Source organism: Paenibacillus barengoltzii G22 (assembly GCF_000403375.2).
In the GTDB taxonomy this organism is placed as follows: domain Bacteria; phylum Bacillota; class Bacilli; order Paenibacillales; family Paenibacillaceae; genus Fontibacillus; species Fontibacillus barengoltzii.
Genome location: NZ_KE159653.1, coordinates 505,552 through 527,024, shown reverse-complemented (window position 1 = coordinate 527,024; position 21,473 = coordinate 505,552). Strand labels below are relative to the sequence as shown.

At 50.5% G+C, this 21,473-nt stretch carries 21 protein-coding genes and 1 pseudogene; 14 read left to right on the top strand and 8 right to left on the bottom strand.

Annotated elements, in window-relative coordinates; translation table 11 throughout:
- Positions 1-9 precede the first annotated feature (9 nt).
- The 6 genes and pseudogenes from C812_RS10710 to C812_RS10685 form a co-directional block, all read left to right on the top strand.
- A pseudogene (locus tag C812_RS10710) lies at positions 10-412 on the top strand (type 1 glutamine amidotransferase family protein); the annotation flags it as partial.
- 367 nt (positions 413-779) lie between these two features.
- Complete coding sequence (gene trxA / locus C812_RS10705) at positions 780-1,094, top strand: thioredoxin (RefSeq protein ID WP_016312679.1); 315 nt, start codon at positions 780-782, stop codon at positions 1,092-1,094.
- A gap of 24 nt (positions 1,095-1,118) precedes the next feature.
- On the top strand, positions 1,119-2,021 hold the full coding sequence (locus C812_RS10700; protein WP_016312678.1) for an NAD(P)/FAD-dependent oxidoreductase: 903 nt from the start codon (positions 1,119-1,121) through the stop codon (positions 2,019-2,021).
- A 111-nt stretch (positions 2,022-2,132) separates the two neighbouring features.
- Positions 2,133-3,041, top strand: a complete 909-nt coding sequence (locus C812_RS10695; protein WP_036625318.1) for a class I SAM-dependent methyltransferase — start codon at positions 2,133-2,135, stop codon at positions 3,039-3,041.
- Between the two features lie 78 nt (positions 3,042-3,119).
- Entirely contained in the window at positions 3,120-4,511 is a 1,392-nt protein-coding gene (locus tag C812_RS10690; RefSeq protein WP_016312676.1) for an MDR family MFS transporter, read from the top strand.
- Positions 4,512-4,602: 91 nt separating this feature from the next.
- Positions 4,603-5,004 (top strand): Rrf2 family transcriptional regulator, encoded by a 402-nt coding sequence (locus tag C812_RS10685; protein ID WP_016312675.1) that lies wholly within the window; start codon positions 4,603-4,605, stop codon positions 5,002-5,004.
- A gap of 280 nt (positions 5,005-5,284) precedes the next feature.
- On the opposite strand, the gene C812_RS10680 is transcribed toward C812_RS10685, so the two are convergent.
- Complete coding sequence (locus C812_RS10680) at positions 5,285-6,304, bottom strand: alpha/beta fold hydrolase (RefSeq protein ID WP_016312674.1); 1,020 nt, start codon at positions 6,302-6,304, stop codon at positions 5,285-5,287.
- A gap of 146 nt (positions 6,305-6,450) precedes the next feature.
- On the opposite strand from C812_RS10680, the gene C812_RS10675 reads away from it, so the two are divergent.
- From C812_RS10675 to C812_RS22265, 3 genes are all read left to right on the top strand, one after another.
- Positions 6,451-7,335, top strand: coding sequence for a LysR family transcriptional regulator (locus tag C812_RS10675; protein ID WP_016312673.1), 885 nt, complete (start codon positions 6,451-6,453; stop codon positions 7,333-7,335).
- Positions 7,336-7,454: 119 nt separating this feature from the next.
- Positions 7,455-7,742: a hypothetical protein gene (locus tag C812_RS10670; RefSeq protein ID WP_167669318.1), complete on the top strand. Its 288-nt coding sequence runs from the start codon at positions 7,455-7,457 to the stop codon at positions 7,740-7,742.
- A gap of 116 nt (positions 7,743-7,858) precedes the next feature.
- Positions 7,859-8,023 carry a hypothetical protein gene (locus C812_RS22265; protein ID WP_016312671.1) on the top strand — a complete coding sequence of 55 codons (165 nt, stop codon included), beginning with the start codon at positions 7,859-7,861 and terminating at the stop codon, positions 8,021-8,023.
- A gap of 415 nt (positions 8,024-8,438) precedes the next feature.
- Here C812_RS22265 and C812_RS10665 read toward each other — a convergent pair whose 3' ends face one another.
- Positions 8,439-9,077, bottom strand: a complete 639-nt coding sequence (locus tag C812_RS10665; protein ID WP_016312670.1) for an HD domain-containing protein — start codon at positions 9,075-9,077, stop codon at positions 8,439-8,441.
- A gap of 141 nt (positions 9,078-9,218) precedes the next feature.
- Here C812_RS10665 and C812_RS10660 point away from each other — a divergent pair, with 141 nt between their 5' ends.
- The 3 genes from C812_RS10660 to C812_RS10650 all read left to right on the top strand — a co-directional run bounded on the left by C812_RS10660 (position 9,219) and on the right by C812_RS10650 (position 11,838).
- Complete coding sequence (locus tag C812_RS10660; RefSeq protein WP_016312669.1) at positions 9,219-10,121, top strand: LysR family transcriptional regulator; 903 nt, start codon at positions 9,219-9,221, stop codon at positions 10,119-10,121.
- 238 nt (positions 10,122-10,359) lie between these two features.
- A complete protein-coding gene (locus C812_RS10655; protein WP_016312668.1) occupies positions 10,360-10,881 on the top strand; it encodes a putative ABC transporter permease in 522 nt (173 codons plus the stop codon).
- A 33-nt stretch (positions 10,882-10,914) separates the two neighbouring features.
- On the top strand, positions 10,915-11,838 hold the full coding sequence (locus tag C812_RS10650; RefSeq protein WP_016312667.1) for a divergent polysaccharide deacetylase family protein: 924 nt from the start codon (positions 10,915-10,917) through the stop codon (positions 11,836-11,838).
- Here the strand turns inward: C812_RS10650 and C812_RS10645 are convergent.
- Positions 11,825-12,535 carry an N-acetylmuramoyl-L-alanine amidase family protein gene (locus C812_RS10645; protein ID WP_028537994.1) on the bottom strand — a complete coding sequence of 237 codons (711 nt, stop codon included), beginning with the start codon at positions 12,533-12,535 and terminating at the stop codon, positions 11,825-11,827. The genes C812_RS10650 and C812_RS10645 overlap by 14 nt on opposite strands.
- Positions 12,536-12,696: 161 nt before the next feature.
- Between C812_RS10645 and C812_RS10640 the strand changes: the two genes are divergently transcribed.
- Positions 12,697-12,924 carry a YqzE family protein gene (locus C812_RS10640; RefSeq protein ID WP_016312665.1) on the top strand — a complete coding sequence of 76 codons (228 nt, stop codon included), beginning with the start codon at positions 12,697-12,699 and terminating at the stop codon, positions 12,922-12,924.
- A 186-nt stretch (positions 12,925-13,110) separates the two neighbouring features.
- Here the strand turns inward: C812_RS10640 and C812_RS10635 are convergent, their stop codons facing one another.
- Positions 13,111-14,607, bottom strand: a complete 1,497-nt coding sequence (locus tag C812_RS10635) for an aminotransferase-like domain-containing protein (RefSeq protein WP_016312664.1) — start codon at positions 14,605-14,607, stop codon at positions 13,111-13,113.
- Positions 14,608-14,740: 133 nt separating this feature from the next.
- On the opposite strand from C812_RS10635, the gene C812_RS10630 reads away from it, so the two are divergent.
- The gene (locus tag C812_RS10630; RefSeq protein ID WP_016312663.1) at positions 14,741-15,697 is read left to right on the top strand and encodes a DMT family transporter; all 957 of its coding nucleotides are present in this window, start codon (positions 14,741-14,743) and stop codon (positions 15,695-15,697) included.
- Positions 15,698-15,780: 83 nt separating this feature from the next.
- On the opposite strand, the gene C812_RS10625 is transcribed toward C812_RS10630, so the two are convergent.
- From C812_RS10625 to C812_RS10610, 4 genes are all read right to left on the bottom strand, one after another.
- Positions 15,781-16,842 (bottom strand): hypothetical protein, encoded by a 1,062-nt coding sequence (locus tag C812_RS10625; protein ID WP_016312662.1) that lies wholly within the window; start codon positions 16,840-16,842, stop codon positions 15,781-15,783.
- A 165-nt stretch (positions 16,843-17,007) separates the two neighbouring features.
- Positions 17,008-17,967 carry a YqhG family protein gene (locus C812_RS10620; protein WP_016312661.1) on the bottom strand — a complete coding sequence of 320 codons (960 nt, stop codon included), beginning with the start codon at positions 17,965-17,967 and terminating at the stop codon, positions 17,008-17,010.
- Positions 17,968-17,973: 6 nt separating this feature from the next.
- On the bottom strand, positions 17,974-19,752 hold the full coding sequence (locus tag C812_RS10615) for a DEAD/DEAH box helicase (RefSeq protein ID WP_016312660.1): 1,779 nt from the start codon (positions 19,750-19,752) through the stop codon (positions 17,974-17,976).
- Between the two features lie 231 nt (positions 19,753-19,983).
- Complete coding sequence (locus C812_RS10610; protein WP_016312659.1) at positions 19,984-21,030, bottom strand: 2,3-butanediol dehydrogenase; 1,047 nt, start codon at positions 21,028-21,030, stop codon at positions 19,984-19,986.
- Positions 21,031-21,473 lie beyond the last annotated feature (443 nt).

Below are 21,473 nucleotides of genomic sequence, written 5' to 3'. Positions count from 1 at the left end.
GACAAAAGGATGTATGTTCAAATCGTCTTGTTCGATGGTTTCGATCTGCTGGACGCATTAGCACCATACGAAGTATTCGCTGCTGCGGGAATGTACTCAAAAGGAAGTTATTGTAGCTACAGTATGTGGTGGTACACTACTGCCTGCGATGGGAGGTTTGTTGAAAGATAGACATGCGGTTACCAATCAAATAGGCATGGAAGCGTTAGGAGCTCTTGGTGCAATTCCGATTGAAGCAAGAGTCGTTGAAGATGGTCCTCGCTTCGTAAGCGGGGGAGGCGTGACTTCGGGTCTTGATGTGGCCTTGTATTTGATTGATCGTGAGTTAGGTCCCCAAATCGCAAATGCTGTAGAAAAGTTATTCGAGTACGAGAAAAGAGGCACGGTGTGGCGAGCGGAAGGCATTGCGCCGATCAATTTTAACGAAAACTAATACCGATCCGATAAGAGCAACAGCGGCAGACTAGGATGCAAAAGACCCTAGCCTGTCCGCTGTTGTTGGCTCGATCACAGGCCAAAAGAATGCAACTGGCCTTGGTTTGGCTAAATTTTCATGAGACTGACTTGCATCTTATCCAAAACAAAGTTATCATAGATACATAAAGTCTTTAATTTGAAATGGAGGAGTGCTATGAAAATTCACAAGCAACTGATTATGCGTTTGAGGTGATGTTCTATTTTTTAGTGGCAACAACGCCGGACAAGATTACTAGACCCATTTTATGACAAATTAAAGATATTATATATCCATAGTATATTTAATTGAAAGGAAGATCACGATGGCTATTCAACATGCGAAAGATTCTACTTTTAAAGAGATGGTGCAGACGGAAGGGATAACAGTAGTGAATTTTTGGGCTGCTTGGTGCGGTCCATGCAGAATGTTTGCACCTGTATTAGAGGAGTTTGAAAAGGAAGCAAATGATTCCATTAAAGTCGTTAAAGTTAATGTAGACGAAAATCCGGTAACCTCTTCACAATTTCAGATTATGAGCATACCGACAACCATTATATTCAAAGATGGACAGCCTCTATATAAAGAAATAGGCATATTGTCGAAAGGTGAACTGCAGCAGCTTGTTGCCTCCAAATAAATCAACAAAAAAGGGGAGATTCTTTTGACTTATGATTGTGCTATTATCGGCGGAGGCCCGGCAGGACTCAATGCGGCTCTGGTACTTGGACGAGCCAGACGCAGTGTTGCGTTATTTGATAACAGCCAGCCCCGAAATGCGGTTACACATGCTTCTCATGGATTTATAACAAGAGACGGTGTGACACCAGCTGAGTTTAGGCGTATTGCATATGAGGAGGTTCTGGGGTATCCCTCCGTTGAACTTTTACCTTGGGAGGTAACCGAGATTCACCGGAATGATCACAGGTTCGTCGCCGTGGCGTCAACCGGAAAACAGATTGAAGCACGCAAATTACTGATCACCACGGGACTTAGGGAGATTTTCCCGGATATTCCAGGTTTACGTGATTGTTATGGAACAAGTTTGTTCAGTTGTCCCTACTGCGATGGTTGGGAGCTTCGAGATCAGCCGCTAATTGTTGTTTCCGAGAACTCTGGAGTGTTTCATATGGCCAAGCTGCTCTATACCTGGAGTAAAGATCTTGTGATTTGTACAAATGGGCATGCGGTTCTGGACAACGATCAAAAACAATTGTTGAAATCCAGAAACATCGAAGTGGTTGAACAAGCAGTAACGATGTTTATCGGTTATGAGGGGAAATTGCGGCAGGTGGAATTTGCGGATGGCACACGAATCGAGAGAACGGGAGGATTCATTACACCGGAATGGAAACCGAAGGCGTCTTTTCAGGGTTCGCTTGGTTACGAGGTAAATGAGTTTGGCGGTATCGCCACAAATGAGTGGGGCAAAAGCTCGGTTCCAGGTGTGTATGCCGCCGGGGATGCAGCTTACGTAATGCCTTCCCAGTTGATTTATGCCGCAGCAGGCGGAAGCAAAGCGGCGATTGGCATCAACATGGAGCTGACAGAAGAGGATTTCGTTTAGCTCTAAGTGGACATGTCCTTCTCTTGGGGAAAAAGTTTCTTATAGAGAAGGACTTTTTTCAAAAGTCATAAGTGTAATGGCTACATATAACAGAAAGGGATGAAGAGGATGATGACGAACGATTTTTTTAATGATGCCGTTTGGGAAGCAGCTTGGAAGAATGATCCAGATACAGCGGTTAGCAAAATGAAAAAAGCTGGAATTGATCCAGCACATACTTTTGACCATAGGGCAAAGTCATTTAACGAGCAGGCGTTTAGCGAAGAAGGCAGGCGAAGAACAAAACGGATTATGAATTGGCTGGAAAGTCAGGGTGTGACATTTAAAGATATCTCCATATTAGACATTGGAGCGGCCTCAGGCGGATTTACCGTGCCATTTGCGGAGAGAGGGGCTAGTGTTACTTCTGTGGAGCCTAGTCTTCCATTAGTTGAGCTATTGAAAAGTAATATAACGGGATTAAAGAACGGGAATGTAGAGATTGTGGCTGAGCCTTTTGAAGACATTGATATTCAAGCAAAGGGGTGGGAAAAAGCCTTTGATTTCGTATTTGTCTCCATGTGCCCGGTTATTGTCGATTGGGACAGTGTGGAGAAAGTGCTGAGCTGCGCACGACAGTATTGCTATATCAGCCTGTCTGTCGGCTTCAGGGAGCACAGTCTGGTAAAAGAGATTTGGCCTTTGGTCACTGATCAGCCCATGAAAACGGAACATTTGGAAATGGCTTATTTGCTCCATTTACTGTATCTCAAAGGGTATTCCTATCAGTCGCTCGTAACCCGGGAAATGAAATCTACAGAAGTATCTAGAGACACGGCGCTCCAGGAGGTTATGGAATGGCTGAGAATTTTCGGTTTGACTGCGGACGACCAGAATAGGAAAATCATAGCCAATTATTTGGAACGGACCTATCCGACGGATAAGGTTGTCATCCAGCAGGGTGGGCGTTTTGGCAAGGTGCTTATTCAATTGAAGGATCAGAGCATGTACACCGGTGTCCAAGAATTTCCCCATAAGTAATTTCTTTAACTGTATAATGGATAAAAAATATCTGTAATATCTACAAACTGGAGTGTCTGTAGTAAATTGAGGAACGTTATGAAAAGAAAACCTGTAATCATTGTCGCATCTCTAATCGTCGCGAATTTTTTGGCACAACTCATGCAAACCATGCTGAACACGGCTTTGCCACAAATGATGCTTGACCTTGGAATCCAGGTCAATCGGGCGCAATGGCTGATCACCGTCTATCTTCTGGTTTCTGGAATTGTCATCCCTGTGACGGGATTCCTGATCGGAAAATACTCGACGAGAACCCTATTTTTCGCATCCGCTGGGGCCTTTACGACAGGGACGCTAATTGCCGGCTTCTCCGTCGACTTCACATTGATCCTATGCGGACGAATTATTCAGGGGATTGGCGCCGGATTGCTGGTACCAGTGTTCCTGAATACGATTATCCTAGTGTTCCCAAAGGAAAAACTCGGGGCAGCGATGGGGCTGGCCAGTCTCATTGTGGGACTCGCCCCTGCACTGGGGCCGACGATTTCCGGCTTCGTGATTCAAAATCATTCTTGGAGAATCTTATTCTATGGGGTGGCGCCCATAGCGATCGCGAACCTGTTTGTCGCATATTATTGCTTGGAAAACGTTTGGGATACGCATAAAGCGAAATTGGACTGGAGATCTATTCTCTATTCGAGTTTGGGCTTCGGTTGTCTGTTGTATGGATTTAGCATCCTTAGCGATCAGGGAAAAGGGATTCAGTTTGCGCTGACCTTCCTTATCGTGGGATTCGCAGTGTCGTTTCTGTTTGTGAAGCGCCAATTCAAACTGGCCGTCCCTTTGCTTGATTTCAACGTATTTCGTTACCCGAGATTTACTTATGCATCGATTATAGGCGTAGTCCTGTTCATTGTGATGGCCGGGGTGGAACTGCTGCTCCCGATATATGCACAAAATGTCAGGGGACTACTGCCTAGAGAATCGGGGCTAATGTTGCTCCCAGGTGCATTGCTGATGGGGGTGTCCGGAGTGGTTTCGGGTAAAATCTACGACCGTTATGGCGGTCGCTATTTGATTCGGATTGGCTTCTTCGGGATAGCCGCCGTAACGGCCCTATTAACGATAGCGCTATCGATTCACGCTCCGTATGGTCTGTTGGTAGGGTTATATGCGTTGCTTATGACCGGGGTCGGTTTTATGATGACCCCAATTACTGCTTTTGCCATGGCAAGCTTGCCGAATTCGATGATGAATTACGCTTCGCCGATGACCACGGCCATACGTACATTGGGCATGTCAATGGGCGGGGCTCTGCTCATCACCCTGGTGACAATTACCGCAGATTACAGCTCATTATCTTTTCCGATCAATATGCATCAAGGAATTCAAGCCGCATTTTGGTCACTAGCCCTCGTTGCAGCGAGTGGTTTTCTTCTTACCTTCTTTGTTCCATATGGTAAAGGTTCAGTGGAATATAACGAATAAAGGAGTAATAAGGGAGGCGATATTTGACATAAGCCAATGTAAAAAGTTATTATGGGCACATAAAGTCCATAATTGAGGTGAACATCACGTTATGAAATTTTCTAAAGCGACAAACTATGCTCTTCATACGATGCTCTTTCTTGCCGCATTCCCGCCGAACAAACTTATCGGCGTACAGCAATTGGCGGAGAGACAAGAGGTTTCTCCAACGTATTTATCCAAAATCCTTACCAAGCTGGTCAAGGCAGGAATGATTGAATCGACTTCAGGAGCCAATGGTGGATATCGCTTAAAACGGAATTGGGAAGAAATCTCGTTTCTCGACGTGATTCAAGCCATTGAAGGCTCCGCCTCCTTATTCGACTGCGAAATGAATCATGGATCAGAGTGTTTAGTTCAGAAGGTGATGGTATCGGCTGAAGAGAAAATGGAGGACTTTTTAAAAAAACAAAAATTATCTGAGATTGCTAAGAAAATGACAGTAGTTCTTTGAAGAAAAACTGTTTTTATGAGAATGGTTTATTTTATTAAACCGTGTTCACGAAGAAGAGCTCTCGATATACCTTAATGGTGAATCGAGAGCTTCTTTTGCATATTCGGAAACTTGTCGAATGCAGGAGCCTGGAGGTTCTGGTTTAAACTGAGAAAATAAGTTTTAGACTCACATGGTGGTGCTGAACGGGCAGTATAACGCGATACAGACTCTGTGGTGTATATAAGCTGAATGCTTATCTGAAGGCAGTCCCCTCAGCCAGGGCCCAGTTAAAGATCATTTATTCGTGAGGGCTAAGGGCTAACAAGCGTTTCAGGTTATCATCAATAAACAGATTATCCGCACTGTTGATTCCACGGCCGGCAAAATGGCCCCAGATGGACGGAATTGGCTTAAAGTCGGCATTAGGCATAAACTTGGCTTCGTATGCATTATCGTCGGCTGAGCAGAAGAGGTCCGTGCTCCCCGGCATGATGCAGGCTAGAGCTTTAATGCTTTTAAGCGCCTTCTCAAAATCCCCGTTGTATGAAGGGTTCGCACTAATATCTGCATGCTGGCCTGTCTCTAACATGGCCAGTACATTATGCGGATCCATCTTCATGAAGCTATGTTCCCAGACCTCGGTCACAAAGGCCTCCAAGGAGTCAAAGCCTAACTCCCGGTACAGCTCCTCCCTATAAAACGCCTGCGACAGTCCCCATCCGGCATAAACCCGGCCAACGGCGCGCATGTCTTCGGAAGTCAGCTGGTTTAGCTTGCTTGAATCAAAGCCTACTCCTGCCAGCAGCGCGGCCTTCAGACTGTCCAGCACCACAAAAGTATGAGGCCAAGTTTTGGCAATTCCCGCGAAAGGCGCAATTCGTTCCACCATCTCCGGGTAACTTGCCCCCCACTGAAAGGCTTGAATGCCGCCCATGGACCAGCCCACTACGAGTGCGATCTTTTGAATGCCAAATTGTTCGGTCACCAGCCGATGCTGGAAACTAACGTTGTCATAGAGGGTTACCTTGGGAAAATGAGCTCGGTCAAACGGAGGGGCTGTGTTGCTGGGAGATGAAGATAACCCGTTGCCCAGTAGATTGGGAACGATAATAAAATATTTGTCCGGATCCAGGGCCATTCCGCTGCCAATCAGCCATTCATTCTGAGTATGCTGGTCACCAAATGCAGTCGGATAGACGATAACATTATCTTTTTGTGCATTTAGTGTCCCATAAGTCTTATATGCTAGAAAAGCGTTCGGCAAAATCACTCCTGATTGCAAGGTGACATCACCCAAATTAAAAATTTCATAATCCATCCTAGAGGCCTCCCTTCTAAATGAAACCACATGTTCAAGGTCAGATGTGATTTCTTGTGTTTAGTATAGAGTCGTGATACTCTCAGGGAAAGTGAACATAATTCACAATAGTATTCAATAATTTTGAAGGTATGGGGGATCGATAAATGGAGCTGCGTCAACTGAATACGTTTTGTACGGTTGCGTCAACCTTAAATTTCACTCGGGCCGCAGAGGTGCTGAACTACGTACCCTCTAACGTTACCATGCAAATAAAAGCCTTGGAGGAGGAGCTGGATGTTCGTCTCTTTGACCGCTTGGGCAAGCAGTTGGTTCTCACCGCAGCGGGTAAACGCTTTTTGATACATGCCCGGAGCGTTCTGGACAAATTGGACGAAGCACGCAGCGTTGTTCATGATAACGAGTCTTTAAGCGGTACTCTGACGATAAGTGCCAATGAGGTTATTTGTGTGTACCGGCTTCCTGCTGTCTTTCGGCACTTTCGTTCGCAGCATCCCAGCGTTCGTCTGATCTTCCGCTCCGTTCCCAATCAAGAGCTCAAACAATCGCTTTTTGAGGGGAACTCAGATATCGTCTTCATGCTTGACGAGCCCATTCGCTCAAGCGGACTTGCCGTAGAACCGCTGCTGGAAGAAACCTTCCGCCTGTTTGCTGCTCCGGATCACCCGCTTGCTAGGCAAAAGGAGCTGCAGCTGGAGGATTTTCACGGAGAAGTGTTCCTGACGAATGAAAAAGGCTGTCCTTATAGAACCATGATTGACCGGTCATTTGAGAAAGAGGGCATTGACAGTATTACGTATTTAGAGTTTCAAAGTGCAGAAGCCATTAAACAATGCGCCATTTCGGGAATCGGTATAGCTTTTCTCCCAGAAATCGTAACGGAAGCCGAGGTAGAGCGCGGTGAACTTGTTGCCCTTCCCTGGCAAATTCCCGATCTGCATGTGTATACACAGATGTTATGGCATAAAGACAAGTGGCTTTCACCCATCCTGTTGTCTTTCATAGAAGCGGCGAGAGAAGTTCTGACTTAACCCCCCTTTTTTTGTCGGGATACAATCAAGGACTTTAGTTTTCACATGGGAGGAAATTGATGGATCTATAGCGTCTCACGCACCGGGAGCAACTGCTGTCGAAGTTGTAAAGTGTTCTAATGTCTGCAAGGAAGCTTCTGCGTTATATGGATGTAGAAGGAAAGAAGGCGGATTCGTATTTCGAACTTAATGAACTGAGAGAAGTTGGCACGCCTAGTATTAACATTATCACACTGACGGGATATCAATATACTGAGGCAAGTTTCTCGGATATTATCACTACGCTTATCACTCTACTAAATAAATCCGCAAAAATAAAAATCCAAAATAGATATTTTTTAAAAGCCGATTTTTGTATGGATTATTCATGCAAAAAATCGGCTTTTTTTGTTTTTATTAAAAAATGAGAGGATGAATAAATATGTTCAATTTATTTAGAAAAGAGAATCGTATTCAAGCCGAGGTCACTTCTTTTATATAACAAGAAAAATATCGGAGTAAAAAGGCGGATGAGTTTATTCGGATGCTCTCAGAAGCCATCCCATATGTTGCAGAAGAAGTATGGGGGTTGCGAGATAAAGAAATTACGATTGGCGATAATATTGTTTTTCAGTTAGAGGAAAAACGATTTTACCTCATGGAAGAGATAAACGACACAATACAAGAAGTTGAGAGGTTAAAAGGGTAATTATACTGGAGAAGCGTGCAGGTAATTATGAACTATGCTAAAGATATGATCGAAGATATACAGGGTTACCAACATTCCTCCAGCCTCTCTTAAATTGAGGGCAGCATTATAGCAGAAATACGTCAATATAAACAACGATAAAGGCCAAGCCAGAACAGCTCCGACAATTTTACGAATACAGGGGGACTACAATCGTCGTCCCAAACTCGAACAAAATCATCAACGAAAACAGTTGTTTGGGGCTGATTGAAACTTTGCTCAATGACTGTCTCTCCATTAAACCGGTGTTGTTATACTGTAATTATTCGTAATCCTTCCCTTATTTATGAGACAAAAAAAGGAGCTCCAGCGAGAGGATCTCACTGAAGCTCCTTGGGATTTGTCAGTCATTTGCATCAGTTACCCGGATCAGGACTTACTCGTTCCAAGGCGAATGATGAATGCAATCGCAGAAATTGGTCCGTTTAAAGTCAGGGATCATTGCAGCGCAAACGTCGGCTTTAATGTTGCCGAAGGTCGTTTCTGTTTTGTGTTTGAAGCCCTCGAAGAACGCGGGGATGATCCGGTTCTTGAAATCGTTGCGCGGGAAAGCTGTTACGATCTCATGGCGCAGCTCTTCGGAGATGGCATCAAAGTTTTCGCCCATAACGTCATAACCAACCCCATGGTAGAGCAAGGCGACTTCCGGTTCTTTGTACTGGGCAACGCCGATGGTAGTATGCAGAGCGATGGCATCCCAGACCAAGCGGATGGATTCCTGCGGCACACCGTGGCTGTTCAGGAAGTCGCGGGCGGCGTTCGCACCGTCAACTTCAAAGCGCTTGTCCGGGCTGCTGTAATGCTTGGTGAGCCCGAGATCATGGAACAAGGCGCTGATGTATAGCAACTCGGGATCATATTTTACGTTGTTCTGGGTACCCTGCAGGGCACCAAACAAAAATACGCGATTTGAGTGGTTCCACAACAATTCGTCTCCGTATTCACGCAACAGTTCAGCGGCTTCTTTGGCAAGTTTACTATCCGGTATTTTAACATCGGCGATCAAGTTCGACATGGTGATTCCTCCTTAGGTTTTATGATTTCTCTCACGCATTCATCGTACCTTTCGCTCTATCTATTGATCAATACGATTGTTTCGATGATAATAATAGATAGATTAAATCGATAGCGTGAGTTTAAGGAAGGATGGAGGAGCATGGAAATTCGGCAACTGGAGTGCTTCAAGGCGGTTTGTCAGGAGATGCATTTTACAAAGGCGGCTGAACGGTTGAACATCTCGCAGCCTACGCTTAGTTATCAGATCAAGCTGTTGGAGGATGAACTAAAGGTTCCGTTATTTAATCGGATTGGTAAGAAGATTACGATGACTCCGGCGGGGGATATTTTGCATAAATATTGCACCCTGATTTTTAACGCCTTGGAAGGGGTTCAGCAGGAAATTTCCGAGCTGCATCAGTTGGAGCGCGGTGATTTGACGGTAGTTACGTTGATTGGTGAATTAAATGAACTCATTTCCGGGTTGCTTGGCGAATTTTATCCGCGGCATCCCCGCCTGCACCTCAAACTGCTGGGGGTTGAAGATGTTGTCGAGTACGTGGTGTCGGGGGAAGCGGATTTTGCCGTGACGATCCTGCAGGAGGGGGACGAGCGGTTTGAAGTCATTCCTCTCTATAATGAAGAATTTTATTTCGTGGCTTCACCGGATCATCCGCTCGCCGGACAGGCTTCTGTTGATTTCGATCGAATTGCGCATGAGCCGGTAGTGATGTTTCCCGAGACGCACCGTTGTCGCCAGCTGGTTGATGCGGCCTGTGCACTCAAGGGGTTTACACTGCACCCCCATATCGAAACGACGACCATTGACTCTTTGCTGCAGTTAGTCCGTTCCGGCGCAGGCGTAACGATTCTGTCTAAAACACTGTTGGAAATGTACGACTTGCAAAAACTATGTCTGCTGCCGCTGTGCAATCCATCCTTGACTCGAACGGTAGGAATCGTGTATCTCAAAGACAAATACCTATGTGCGGCGGCACAGGAATTCATTGCGTTGATTCAAGAACGGGTCCAGAAGTTGAAGAAAATCCAAGTACAGGACTAAATAGCTTATAATGAGAATGCAAGATCATGATTCCTCCAAAAATCAAGAGCGGCCCGTCTTGAAGAACCGTATGTGCCGCATCCGGTGCTGGGGATGTAGCCATCCAACCGCCCCTGGGGAGAAGCCTGTTTTAGTGCTTCTCCCCAGGGGCTTTTTTATATCAAGCAGGGTTAAGGCGATGCAGCGCATGTTTCCCGACAGGGACAGTCATACTAGCAGAAAAGGAGGCTGGTGTGGATTGACGACGGGGGAAATCGCTTTTTACTTTTTGCTGTACGCGTTATTGGGCTGGCTGCTCGAAAATGTGTACAACTTCTTTACGCAAGGCGTGTTCTGGAAGGAAGGCTTTATGAAAGGACCGTTTAAGCCAATGTACGGCGTGGCCCCGATTCTCTTGCTGTGGCTTGTCCAGGAAGGAGGACACCGGCCGCTGCTTACCGGATTGCTGTGCTGCATCATCCCAACCGTAGTGGAAGGAGTTAGCGGCTGCTTGCTGCTGATGTTGTTTGGTCGCAGATGGTGGGATTATTCGGGGCAGCGCTTCCAGCTTGGAGGGCATATCTGCCTCAAGTTCTCGGTGTATTGGGTCGTTCTGTCGATATTGATGCTGAAAGTGGTGCACCCTCTGGCGGAGCAGGCTTATCGAAGCGTTTCTGCTGTCTGGCTGGTGGTGGGTCCGGTGCTGCTCTTATTATTTGCCATTGATCTGGCATGGACCTGTCTTACGCGGCGAAGAGAATATCGCGGGAGCTTGATCTAGCCCATCGTTGACAAGAAGAAAGGAGGAAACCTCATGTCCGAGTTCAATCAAATGGTTCGACGAATCCTGATCCTGGCGGTCGGCGGTCTTACTGCACTGTTGCTAACGACCTCGATTAGCGGTCAAGCCGCGCCATCAGCAAATCAGTTCGTGGAGAACTCCAGTACGGAAACAGGTGAATTGAAGTCAGCAGCGCATGATTCTAAAGCCTCCCTTAAACCGCGTTCTGCTTCCCGCAAGGTGGCGGTCATTATTGATGATTTAGGCAACGGGATGGAAGGTACTGAGGAAATCCTCAACCTGCCGATCAAATTAACCGTGGCGGTTATGCCATTCTTGGAAACGACGCAGGAGGATGCGCGGCGCGCGCATGAACGCGGGCACGATGTGATCATTCATATGCCGATGGAGCCCAAGCAAGGCAAGCCGGAATGGCTAGGACCTGGGGCGATCCTCACCAGCATGTCGGACGAGGAGATCCGGCAGAGGGTAGAAGCTGCGATTGACCAAGTTCCCTACGCCGTTGGAATGAACAATCATATGGGCTCGAAGGTCACCGAGGATGAGCGGGTGATGTCGGTGGTATTACAGGTGTGCCGTGAGCGGGGGTTATTTTTCATTGACAGCCGAACGAACTATCGGTCCGTTGTTCCCCGTTTAAGCGAGGCGATGGGGCTGCCTCGGTTGGAAAACAATATTTTTCTGGACGATGTTGGCAGTGAAGCCCACGTGACGAAGCAACTGCGGCAAGTTCTGAACATGCTGAAGAAGGGGGAGCGCAATAGCTGCGTCACGATTGGGCATGTTGGTATACAAGGGAAGAAAACAGCGGCTGCTTTGAAAAAAAATATCCCGATCTTACAATCCGAAGGCATTGAGTTCATCGGAACGAGTGAGCTGGTATGGGAACAATTTAGTCCCAGCCTACAGCTGGGACCGGGGGTTACATTACCGTAAAGTATTCGGCGATGCCGCGATACAACGCTTCGGCAATCTTCTGTTGACCGCGTCTGTTCGTGAGAATAGCGCGGTCTTCCTCGTTGCTGAGAAAGCCCATCTCTACAATGACGGCCGGACAATCAACATGGTTAAGTAAGTAAAACGGTTTGCCAAGCTCCGGACTTCGGGAAATGTCCAGTTGGTAGAACCGCTCCAGCGACCGTTGAATCGAAGCAGCCAGCATCGCGCTGCGTCCTTCGTTCTGGTGGAGTACAAGCGGTCCGCGTTTCGCCGAGTTCCGCCCCCAGTTGACATGCAGGCTGACGACGATCGAAGCTGGCAACTGTTCGCTAAGTTCCTTGCGCTGTGCCAAATCCCGCAGGTGCCGTGAGCGGCTCTGAAGCCAACGGTTGTCGTCGCTTAATGCGTAATCACCAGTTCGGTTAAGAATCGCGCGGTAGCCGTGGCTTCGGAGGACGACGTAAAGCCGACGCCCGATTTCGAGATTGATGTCCTTTTCTAGAAATTGCTTATAGGACGTGCCGCCGTCAATTCCGCCATGGCCGGCATCGATAAGGATCACCGGCTCGGGGAAGGCATGCCTGAGGTCATTGCCTTCATCCGCCGCAGTCGCAATACCGCAGCTTCCCGAGGCAACGGAGACCGTGAACAGGAGTGTTATCAGGCATCGTATCATCTTTCCCATTTGTCTCACCTTTCAGGAGATACTTCCTCTATAGAGTGAACCTGCGGCGGAGAAATCATGCATTCCGCGGCTTCGTCAGATGCCTGGAGGATTTGTGGGTTTAAGGCAGGGGGAAACGGCACAAACTAAAGCTAACGAAGAACGACAAAGCGAGAAAGGAGCTTATCTCCATGGCTAAAGGTGACGAGCTGGTCAAATATATCACCGAACGAGTGGTAGATTACGTGGAAACTCCGCGGGAAATCCGCCGTGAGCGGTCGAAAGCGAAGGAACCGTGGAGTCGGCGCTGGTTCGGCATGATCCCGTTCTCCATCTCCTTGTGGGCGGGGCAGCTTCCCAAGCCAAAGAAGAAAGAAGTCCAGAGAAAAGAACAGGCCTCCCACTCACGGGAAGTTTGAGCAAGCCAAAGCTTGAACCCGGTTATGAATGACAGCCGCCTTCTGTCCCGAAAGGGAGAGGGCGGCTGTTTAAGTTAGCATAGTGCAGAGGCATCCTTGGTCTTGCTATAGCCTTCGTCAACGCCATCTTCATCGTGACCTGCTTTGCAACTCACTACCCTGCGTCAACGTACCCTATGCTTCAATTTATCCTCGTTGTACGAACTCATCTGTTAACTGGATCAACAGGTGAATGCCTTCGCGAATCTGAGCCTCATTTTGAAACGAAAAGCTAAGCCGGATCCGTTCGTCTAATTCTCCCAAGGGATCGCAGATCGTTCCGGGGACAAACGTCAACCCGCGACGGATGCCCTCGGTGAGCAGTTGATTGGAGTTTATGCCTGCAGGGAGGCGGACCCACAAGTTCAATCCGCCTTGCGGACGGTACCACTGCCATCCGGTGCCCGGGGCGAGTGCTTGCTCCATGACGTCCCGGCGAATCTGCAGCGCCGTCCGTAGCTTCTCCAGGTGCTGTTGGAGCCGCTCGGACTCGAAGCAGTGCTGGAACAGCTTCTGGTTGACCAGCGGCGTGCCGTTGTCGGCCAGCGATTTGGCCGTCAGCAGCGGGGCCATGACCGCTGTGCGAGCGGCAACGGCACAAATGCGCAGCCCCGGCGCCAAATATTTGCTGAAGCTGCGCAGGTATACGACCCAGCCTTCGGTATCGTAGGAATAAAGCGGCGGGGGAGGCGGCATATCGAAGTAGACGTCATGAACCGCGTCGTCCTCGACGAGCAGGCAACCGTAGCGCTCAGCCAGCTCGACCAGCCGCTTGCGTTGGCTGGCCGGCACGGTATATCCCGTCGGATTATGAAACGTGGGATTCATATAAAACATCCGGGGCTTATGGCGTTTCAGATAAGCCTCAACAAGGTCGAGATCGTATCCGTCCCGATGAATCTCCACAGGCAGGAGACGCGCGCCTCGCTGACGGAAGCAATCAAGCGCCGAACTGTAGGTTGGGCGTTCGACCAAGACATAATCCATCGGACGAAGATAAACGCCCGCCAACAGGTCGACCGCTTGTTGTCCGCCAGTCGTAATCAGCAGCTCGTCGGGGGAGACCTGAAGCTTATCTTTCCGCTGCATATCTGCACAGAGCAGTTCCCGCAGCTCCTCGTCCCCCTGGACGGACGAATACGTGCCCAGCAGCTTAGGATAACGGTCGAACACCTGCTTCACGTGGTCCGACAGGAACAGGTTCGGCAGCAGATTCGGGTCGATGAGCGCCTGGGAGAACGAGTAGACGGCGGGGATCTGGTGAATCTCGCTTAACGAATTTTGCAGATACCCGGTCCTGTGCCAAGCGACAGGAGGAGACGTGGTTCCGCCTGCTCTGCCGGTGCCCTGGTTGGAACGGGGGGGACTCCCATCTTCGGGTACAGCAGGTTTTGTGGACGGTCGGCTTCCGGACACGAAATAACCGGATTTTTCCTTGACGTAAATGGTTCCGCGCTCTTTCAGCACCCCGTACGCCCGGAAGACGGTTAATCGATGAAGCTGCAGCTCGCCTGCTAACTCACGTACGGAGGGCAGCTTATCATGCGCTTTCCAATCCCCCCGATCAATCCGGTCTAAAATATACTCGATCACTTGCGTATACCGAACTCTCCGGGGTTGTGCCAGCTTTGGTCTTACGTTCATCGTCATCCTCCTTGCGTTGTGCCGTGAGTTCTATTTTAAACCGAAAAACCGAGAATCTGTTCTATCCCGTGTCATCTGTTCTGTTCTCTTTCCTGTATGATACAGATCAACAGCTGAAAGGGGAAGATTTTCGATGATTGTGATCAACTATTTCATGATGTGTCTCGTGTTTGGCACGACGTTTTTAGCGATCAAAATTGGCGTGGATCATGCTGCGCCTCCATTCTTTGCGGCAGGGGCCCGCTTCTTCGCCGCCGGGGCAATTCTGTTTCTGTGGATGGTTTGGAGGAAAAAAGCGAAGTGGTCTCTGCTGCTGCGCAAGGAGATGCTGGTGACAGGCGCTTTGTTGACCTTCGGGACGTTCGCCTTGTTGTACTGGGCGGAGCAATACGTCACCTCTGGCGTCGCTGCGGTATTATCGGCTACCGGGCCGCTCATGATCCTGTTGATGCAGATGATGGTGCTGCGGCAAAAAGCGACCGGACGCGCTGTCCTGGGTATTCTCATCGGCTTGTCCGGCGTCATGCTGCTGGTGCTGCCCAACATGGTGTCAGTTCAGGCCGGGTCCCGCTGGGCGATCGGCTGCGCGGCGGTGTTGATCGGGGAAGTGGTGTATTCGGTCGGCGCGTTATATACCAAACGAGTCACGGAGAATTTTGCTGCCGTCTCGCCGATTGCGCTGAATGCGGCACAAATGATCTACGGCGGCTTGCTGCTGTTCCTCCTGTCGGCTTTTACCGAACGAGTGACAATGGGAGATTTGCTGGAGCCGACGGTGCTGGGCTCACTCATCTATTTAACCGTGGTGGGGTCGATGGTGGGACACAGCTTGTTTTACTGGCTGGTGGCCAAGACTAACCCGGTGTTTCCCTCGACTTGGCTGTACGTATCGCCGCTGATTGCGATGACAATTGGCGTGTTGTTTTACGGCGAAACGGCCGGATGGCTCGCGGTGTTAGGCGGGGTTGCGATTATTGCCGGCACGGTGCTGACCAATTTGGACAGCTTGCGCCAGCTGCTTCGCAGGCCGGCACGATTGACGGCACAGGCTGCCGCAGAGGGAGGTACGGGTTCGACGACGGGGTCGTAGGGGAGGCCTGAGAAGATGTCTGGAAAAAACTGCAAAAAAGAGCACTGCCAGCAAACAGCAGTGCTCGTGTCAGGTCTCGCATTTTAAAAAGTGACGAATTTCCCGCTCGCCATCAAGGCATCCAGCGCGATCACCCGGAGGGTCGTGTCGGTGCCCGTAACGACGTAAACGGCTTCGGTTTCGGTCCCAGCTTCTGCCGAAGGGGCGGTTAGTGTCTCGGACAAGCTGTCGTTCTTCCAGATTTGATAGCCGTAGACCGGCAGAGGGAAGGAATAAGTGCGTTCGGCTCCGGAAGCCGCATAGACGAGCTTCTGGCTTGTTGTTAATTGACCGATGAAGTTGTTCGGCTTCAACGTCAAAGGCTTGGCCGTCATCCATAGCAGGTTATCGTAAGGATCGAAGCGGGATGACGTATACACCATAGCGGCGGGCGATAAGGCATCGCGGCTGCCGGCGGCCAGCCGCGGCGGCGCGTAGCCGCCCGCCTGCTTGTCCCAGCTGCCCGTCGTCTCGGGCAGCCATTCGCCGTCGGCGGCATTGACGTAGCCGGGTTCACCGCCCTCGGGCAGGTGAACCCTCCACGCGGCCAATGCCGGGCCGGCGTAGAGCGGGACGGCGGTCACGCGTCCCGCAGCGGCTGCGCCGAGGCCGCTCTGCCGCAGGGCGGCCTCGAGCAGCGCCGGGTCGAATACGGAATAAGCGCCCATTCCGTATTCGACCAGCTTGTAATCTCCGCTCTCTGTCGCGGAGATGATGAGGTAGCCGCGCGGCGTTCCAGCCGCACCGCCGGCGGCTACGGTGACGAGCCAGCTGTGCGTGCCCGGTCCCAGCGGCTCGATGGCGGCGCCGGCGCCAGCCCAAGCCGTAAACGGCTCGGACTGGGCCAGCTTGTCGATGGCCTCGGCGGCAAAGCGCCGCAGCGCCTCCGGCGCTGGCGTATCCGCCGTGGCCCGCAGCGTCGCCAGCGCGACCGTCCCCGTCCACGCGTCGGCCGCGCTGCCTGTGCCTTCGGCGGCCGCTGTGCCCAGGCCGCCAAGCCCTCCCGCTGTGCTGGCTGCACTATATAAGATGCTTGCGCATAAGAGAATTTTGCAAGTAATCGATCGTTTCTTCAGGTTGGTTCGGGAATAACGCGGTTGCAGCATGAGATCGCCTCCCTGGCAATTCGTTTGGCACCTTGGCCATTAAATTTCGATTGCTTGTCCATTGTACCGAAGCCGGTCCAAAAAGGATGTTACAACCTGTCGCGCGGCTGGTCTGCCAACCGCTTCTATTTTTGCGGTCTTTTAGCGAGATCCGTCTATTTGTCGTTACCTCGGCGAACGCAGATGAAAGATGCCGCAGCCCATGGCGGATACGACAATTCTCGGCTCATATTGCCAGCGGATTTCCTCCCGTCTCGCTTCATATTGCTCCGTTGCGCCTTGCGCCCGCTCGGGTTCAGGATCTTTGATCAAATCCTTGTAATAGGCGTCGATCAATGCCAACTCATCGCTCAGCCGTTCGCGCGCTTCCTTCGCCCAGCTGTCGTCATAGGCCTGGATCCGTTCGGTCAGACGCTGTTCTAATGCCAGCCGACCGGCATCCAAGGACAGGCGGGTAGGCTCGATATGGATATTCTCTGGCAATCGGGGAACCAGCGGCTTGCCTGCGATTCGCGACTGAAACGATTCATCGACCGTACCAGACTGCAAGGATACCCCGTAAAAATGGAGCTCCTCCCGCTTCATATCACAGCAGAACTCCACCTTAAAGCAAACCCCGAGCCACGGCTCATAGGCGGCGGGCAGCAGGGCGGTTCGCTGCCGTGGTCCCGGCTCCTCGAACAAGTACACGTAGCGGCCGCCTTTTCGTGCCGCCTCAAAAATCTGTTTGAGCCGCGGGCTGCCAAACGCCAGCTCTTCGCGCTGAATCCGTCCGGGGCCAAGCACCGGCAGCGGCCGGACCGCGCCAAAGTAACGCCCCAGCAGGGTGTCCTCCTGGGCGGTTTCCATCGGTTGCCCGGCGTTCGCCTGCTCTTGAGCTGCTTTCGCTTTCTCAGCCGCTTGATGCGCCTCCGGGTCAAAAATAAACGAAAACGACATCGTTTCCGGCTCCGCTCCGGTCCGATCGATGAACCCCCAATAATAAGGGCGGTTCGTCAAATCACGGTCGGCGCGAGGGGAGAGCTTCACCGTGACGTGATGGGGCGATTTTTCGAGAAACTGGCATTCCGTCGCTTCCAAATAAGTCATCACAAAATCGCGAATCTGCTCTCGGGTCATCGACATAACCGTTTAACCTCCCAAGAGCTGCTGCAGGCCGCCGCTGTCCCCGCGGTCTTCGGCTTCTGCATCCAGCTCGGATTTAATCGTATCGAACTTGCGTCCCAGCGAATCGACGCGGCTGGCGATTTCCTCGTCGCTGCCGGATTCCAGAATGATTTGGTAGAGGCTTTTTTCCAGGGAATGCTGCTTCTCGAACCGTTCCAATATCACATCCAGGTGGCCGATGACCATTTCGAACATATTGATCTTCTCATGCAGCAAGTGAAGGATGTGTTCTTCAATCGTGCCTTTGGTGGACAGGTTATAAATATGGACGTCATTGGTTTGCCCCAAACGATGGACGCGGCCAATCCGCTGCTCCACACGCATCGGGTTCCACGGCAAGTCGAAGTTGATCATCTGGTGGCAAAACTGCAGATTGATCCCTTCGCCGCCCGCTTCAGTAGCGATCATGACCTGAGCGCGGCCGCGGAACAGGTCCATCATCCAGTCTTTTTTGCCGCGATTCATTCCGCCCCGATACGGCACCGCCGTCATTCCGCGCTCGCGGAAGTATTTCAGCAAATACTCCTGCGTCGCCCGATACTCGGTGAACACGATCACCTTGTCGTTCATCTCGCGGATTAGCTCCATTGCTTTCTCCGCTTTGCTATTGGCCTTGATCTGACGGATCAGGTCGACGAGATCCCATATCCGGTCGCGGATCGGGGAGTCTGGAGCGAGCTTCTTCGACAAGTTCACCAGCGTAACAAATACGGCGTCGCGGCTGCTGCACACCTCGCGCTGCAAGGTGACAAGGGACAGCATGCTGTTCAGGTCGCCGCCGTTGGCCTGATATTGGTCTTTGACAAAGGAAGTGACCCCATCATACAGATTCTTCTCCTCAGGGGATAACTCCACATCGATGTTGCGGACGATCCGCTTGGTGAATTCCAACTCTCCGTCGCCGCGCCGGTTACGGATCATGACCTTGGCCAGCTCATCCTTCAACTGCTCCTCATTCTTCGGCAGCCGCTTGTCAACGACGAAGTTGGCGGCAAACTCGCTTTGACCGCCCAGTTGTCCCGGCTTCAGGAGCGTGATCAAGTTAAACAGCTCGCCGAGGTCGTTTTGCACCGGGGTGGCGGTGAGGAGCAGACAATATTTTTTTCGCAGCTGCAGCATGAACTGGTAATTTGACGTTTTCTTGTTTTTCAACTTATGGGCTTCGTCCACGATCACCAGATCGTATTCGTTGTTGAGCAGAATGTTCTTATGTGGGTCGCGCTTTGCCGTGTCCATGGACGCGACCACTACGTCGTTGTGCCAGGAATGCTCCTTCTTCTGGGCAACGGCTGGAATGCCGAACTTCTGGTTCAGCTCCCGAACCCATTGCAGCACCAAGGAGGCGGGCACCAGGATCAACGCTTTTTTCACTAATCCGCGCACGATATATTCCTTTAAAATTAAACCTGCTTCGATCGTCTTCCCCAGTCCCACCTCGTCAGCCAAAATGGCTCGTCCGCGCATCTCGAACAGGACTTTGCGGGCAGTTTCCGTCTGATGGGGCAGCGGGGTGACGTTGTTCAGATGCTTTATGCACTGCATTTCCTCAAAGCTGGTCACAAGCGAAGCGGTTTCGGCCTCAAGGGCAAGGTTAAACAGCTTCCAATCGTCCCAGGGGCCGCCCTTTTGATGCCGGGTCTCCAGTTCGTTGAACCAGCTTCGGTCGAAGTCGATGGGAATCGGGGCGTGCAGGTCTGGCGACGCGGCCGGGTGGGGGGAAGGGCCGGAGGGATGTGGATTCATAGTGTAAAACCTCCCTTTCGGTGCGTAATTATCAGCTCGATTACGGTGAGAAGAAATCCGAATCAGGCAGCTCTTGTGCTTAAATTGCAGACGTAGGTGTAGTATGGACGAAAAGGAAGGAGTTCATAACTTTGGAAGGGCAGGAGGGGAGGCGGGATGCTAACTTTCTGATATGTAAAAAAGCCGGTCAGGGATTATCTCCCGGACCGGCGAATATCTGTTTACTCGATTTTACTCTGCTTTCACCAAGATCTTGATTTGGTTCCGCTCTTTGAGGAGTCCTTCAAAGCCTTCATCGATGGCTTGGTCCAGCTTAATGCGCTTCGTCACCAGCTTGTCCGCCGAGAAGTACCCTTGAGCCATCAAGCTGATTACCGCCGGGAAGACATCGCGATAGCCGATAATGCCGTTCACGGTGCGTTCCTTCATGACGATGTTTTGCGGATGGAGGGAAGCTTCCTTCTCGAAAATGCTGACGATCATCGTTTCGCCGCCAATTTTGGTGGATTGGATCGCTTGGGTGAGCACAGGAGAAACTCCGGTTACTTCATAGGCGACATCCACACCGCCTTGAGTGCGTTTGTGAATTTCCTCAACGGCATCGTATTCTTTTGGATCAATGACAATGGCGCCAAGCTCGGCAGCTTTCTGTTTCCGTTCCTCGGACAGCTCGACTGTATAGATTTCCGATGCGCCTGAAGCCTTCAGCGCTTCGATCACGAGCAGACCAATTGGCCCGGTGCCAAAGACCGCGGCTTTATCGCCTACTTTCAATTTACTGGAGCGGACAGCGTGAAGAGCTACAGCGGATGGCTCAACCAGAGCGCCTTGCTCGAAGGATACCGAATCCGGGATTTTGTGCAGCATTTGTTCCGGTACATTGGCATATTCGGAGAATCCGCCGCCTCCGCCCGCCAGGCCGAAGAAGCCCATTTTATCGCAAAGATTGTATTTCCCTTGTTTACAAGCCTCGCAGGTTCCGCAAGCATAAATCGGTTCAACGACAACGCGATCGCCTACAGCTACGCGGGTGACGCCTTCGCCAACCTCAACCACTTGACCGGAGAATTCATGTCCCATGACGATTGGCGCTTTATCTCCGCTGAGCGGGTGGGTCTCCAGCGGAATGAATATCGGGCCAGCTACATATTCATGCAGATCACTGCCGCAAATGCCGCACCATTCCACCTTGATTTTCGCTTTACCCGGTTCCGCCTTCGGCTCCTCGATGTTCTCCAGTCTTAGGTCCTTGACGCCATGCCATCTTAACGCTTTCACTTGAACTCATCTCCTCGTAAATTATGAACCTCATATACTAGGTTACTCCTTTTTCGCGGAGTGGCATCGATCAATTGTTAAAATTGTGTTAATTCAAATTCAATTAAACTTAGGAGATGTTTCCCTGGTTTCTTGGAAATGGTTACAAAGCGGTTTCATAGTTTTGAGTCTGAAAAATAGAGAGAATGGAAGGAAACGGGGGGTTGGGCCAGATGAAATCGGATTAAAGCCTAAAATTTCACTCTGAACTGCTATGACAACGAGATATTGTATAGTATAATGGTATTCGCACACAATATATTGTGATTCATACATATGATATTACCGTTTACAGGGTGTGTGCTGCGGTGATCAAGTGGGCAGATTCCGGCTTGATACAGCGTTTTTTTTCGTTTTTTTGCCTAATTTTCACTTCAGGAAACGAGGCGAATGACCGATTAATT

Coding starts and splice junctions, on each gene's coding strand:
- C812_RS10695 (WP_036625318.1), top strand. CDS start 2,133: ATGACGAACGATTTTTTTAATGATGCCGTTTGGGAAGCAGCTTGGAAG.
- C812_RS10630 (WP_016312663.1), top strand. CDS start 14,741: ATGATTGTGATCAACTATTTCATGATGTGTCTCGTGTTTGGCACGACG.
- C812_RS22265 (WP_016312671.1), top strand. CDS start 7,859: ATGCTCTCAGAAGCCATCCCATATGTTGCAGAAGAAGTATGGGGGTTG.
- C812_RS10640 (WP_016312665.1), top strand. CDS start 12,697: ATGGCTAAAGGTGACGAGCTGGTCAAATATATCACCGAACGAGTGGTA.
- C812_RS10675 (WP_016312673.1), top strand. CDS start 6,451: ATGGAGCTGCGTCAACTGAATACGTTTTGTACGGTTGCGTCAACCTTA.
- C812_RS10670 (WP_167669318.1), top strand. CDS start 7,455: ATGTCTGCAAGGAAGCTTCTGCGTTATATGGATGTAGAAGGAAAGAAG.
- C812_RS10635 (WP_016312664.1), bottom strand. CDS start 14,607: ATGAACGTAAGACCAAAGCTGGCACAACCCCGGAGAGTTCGGTATACG.
- C812_RS10620 (WP_016312661.1), bottom strand. CDS start 17,967: ATGTCGATGACCCGAGAGCAGATTCGCGATTTTGTGATGACTTATTTG.
- C812_RS10685 (WP_016312675.1), top strand. CDS start 4,603: ATGAAATTTTCTAAAGCGACAAACTATGCTCTTCATACGATGCTCTTT.
- C812_RS10660 (WP_016312669.1), top strand. CDS start 9,219: ATGGAAATTCGGCAACTGGAGTGCTTCAAGGCGGTTTGTCAGGAGATG.
- trxA (WP_016312679.1), top strand. CDS start 780: ATGGCTATTCAACATGCGAAAGATTCTACTTTTAAAGAGATGGTGCAG.
- C812_RS10665 (WP_016312670.1), bottom strand. CDS start 9,077: ATGTCGAACTTGATCGCCGATGTTAAAATACCGGATAGTAAACTTGCC.
- C812_RS10690 (WP_016312676.1), top strand. CDS start 3,120: ATGAAAAGAAAACCTGTAATCATTGTCGCATCTCTAATCGTCGCGAAT.
- C812_RS10625 (WP_016312662.1), bottom strand. CDS start 16,842: ATGCTGCAACCGCGTTATTCCCGAACCAACCTGAAGAAACGATCGATT.
- C812_RS10680 (WP_016312674.1), bottom strand. CDS start 6,304: ATGGATTATGAAATTTTTAATTTGGGTGATGTCACCTTGCAATCAGGA.
- C812_RS10615 (WP_016312660.1), bottom strand. CDS start 19,752: ATGAATCCACATCCCTCCGGCCCTTCCCCCCACCCGGCCGCGTCGCCA.
- C812_RS10650 (WP_016312667.1), top strand. CDS start 10,915: ATGTCCGAGTTCAATCAAATGGTTCGACGAATCCTGATCCTGGCGGTC.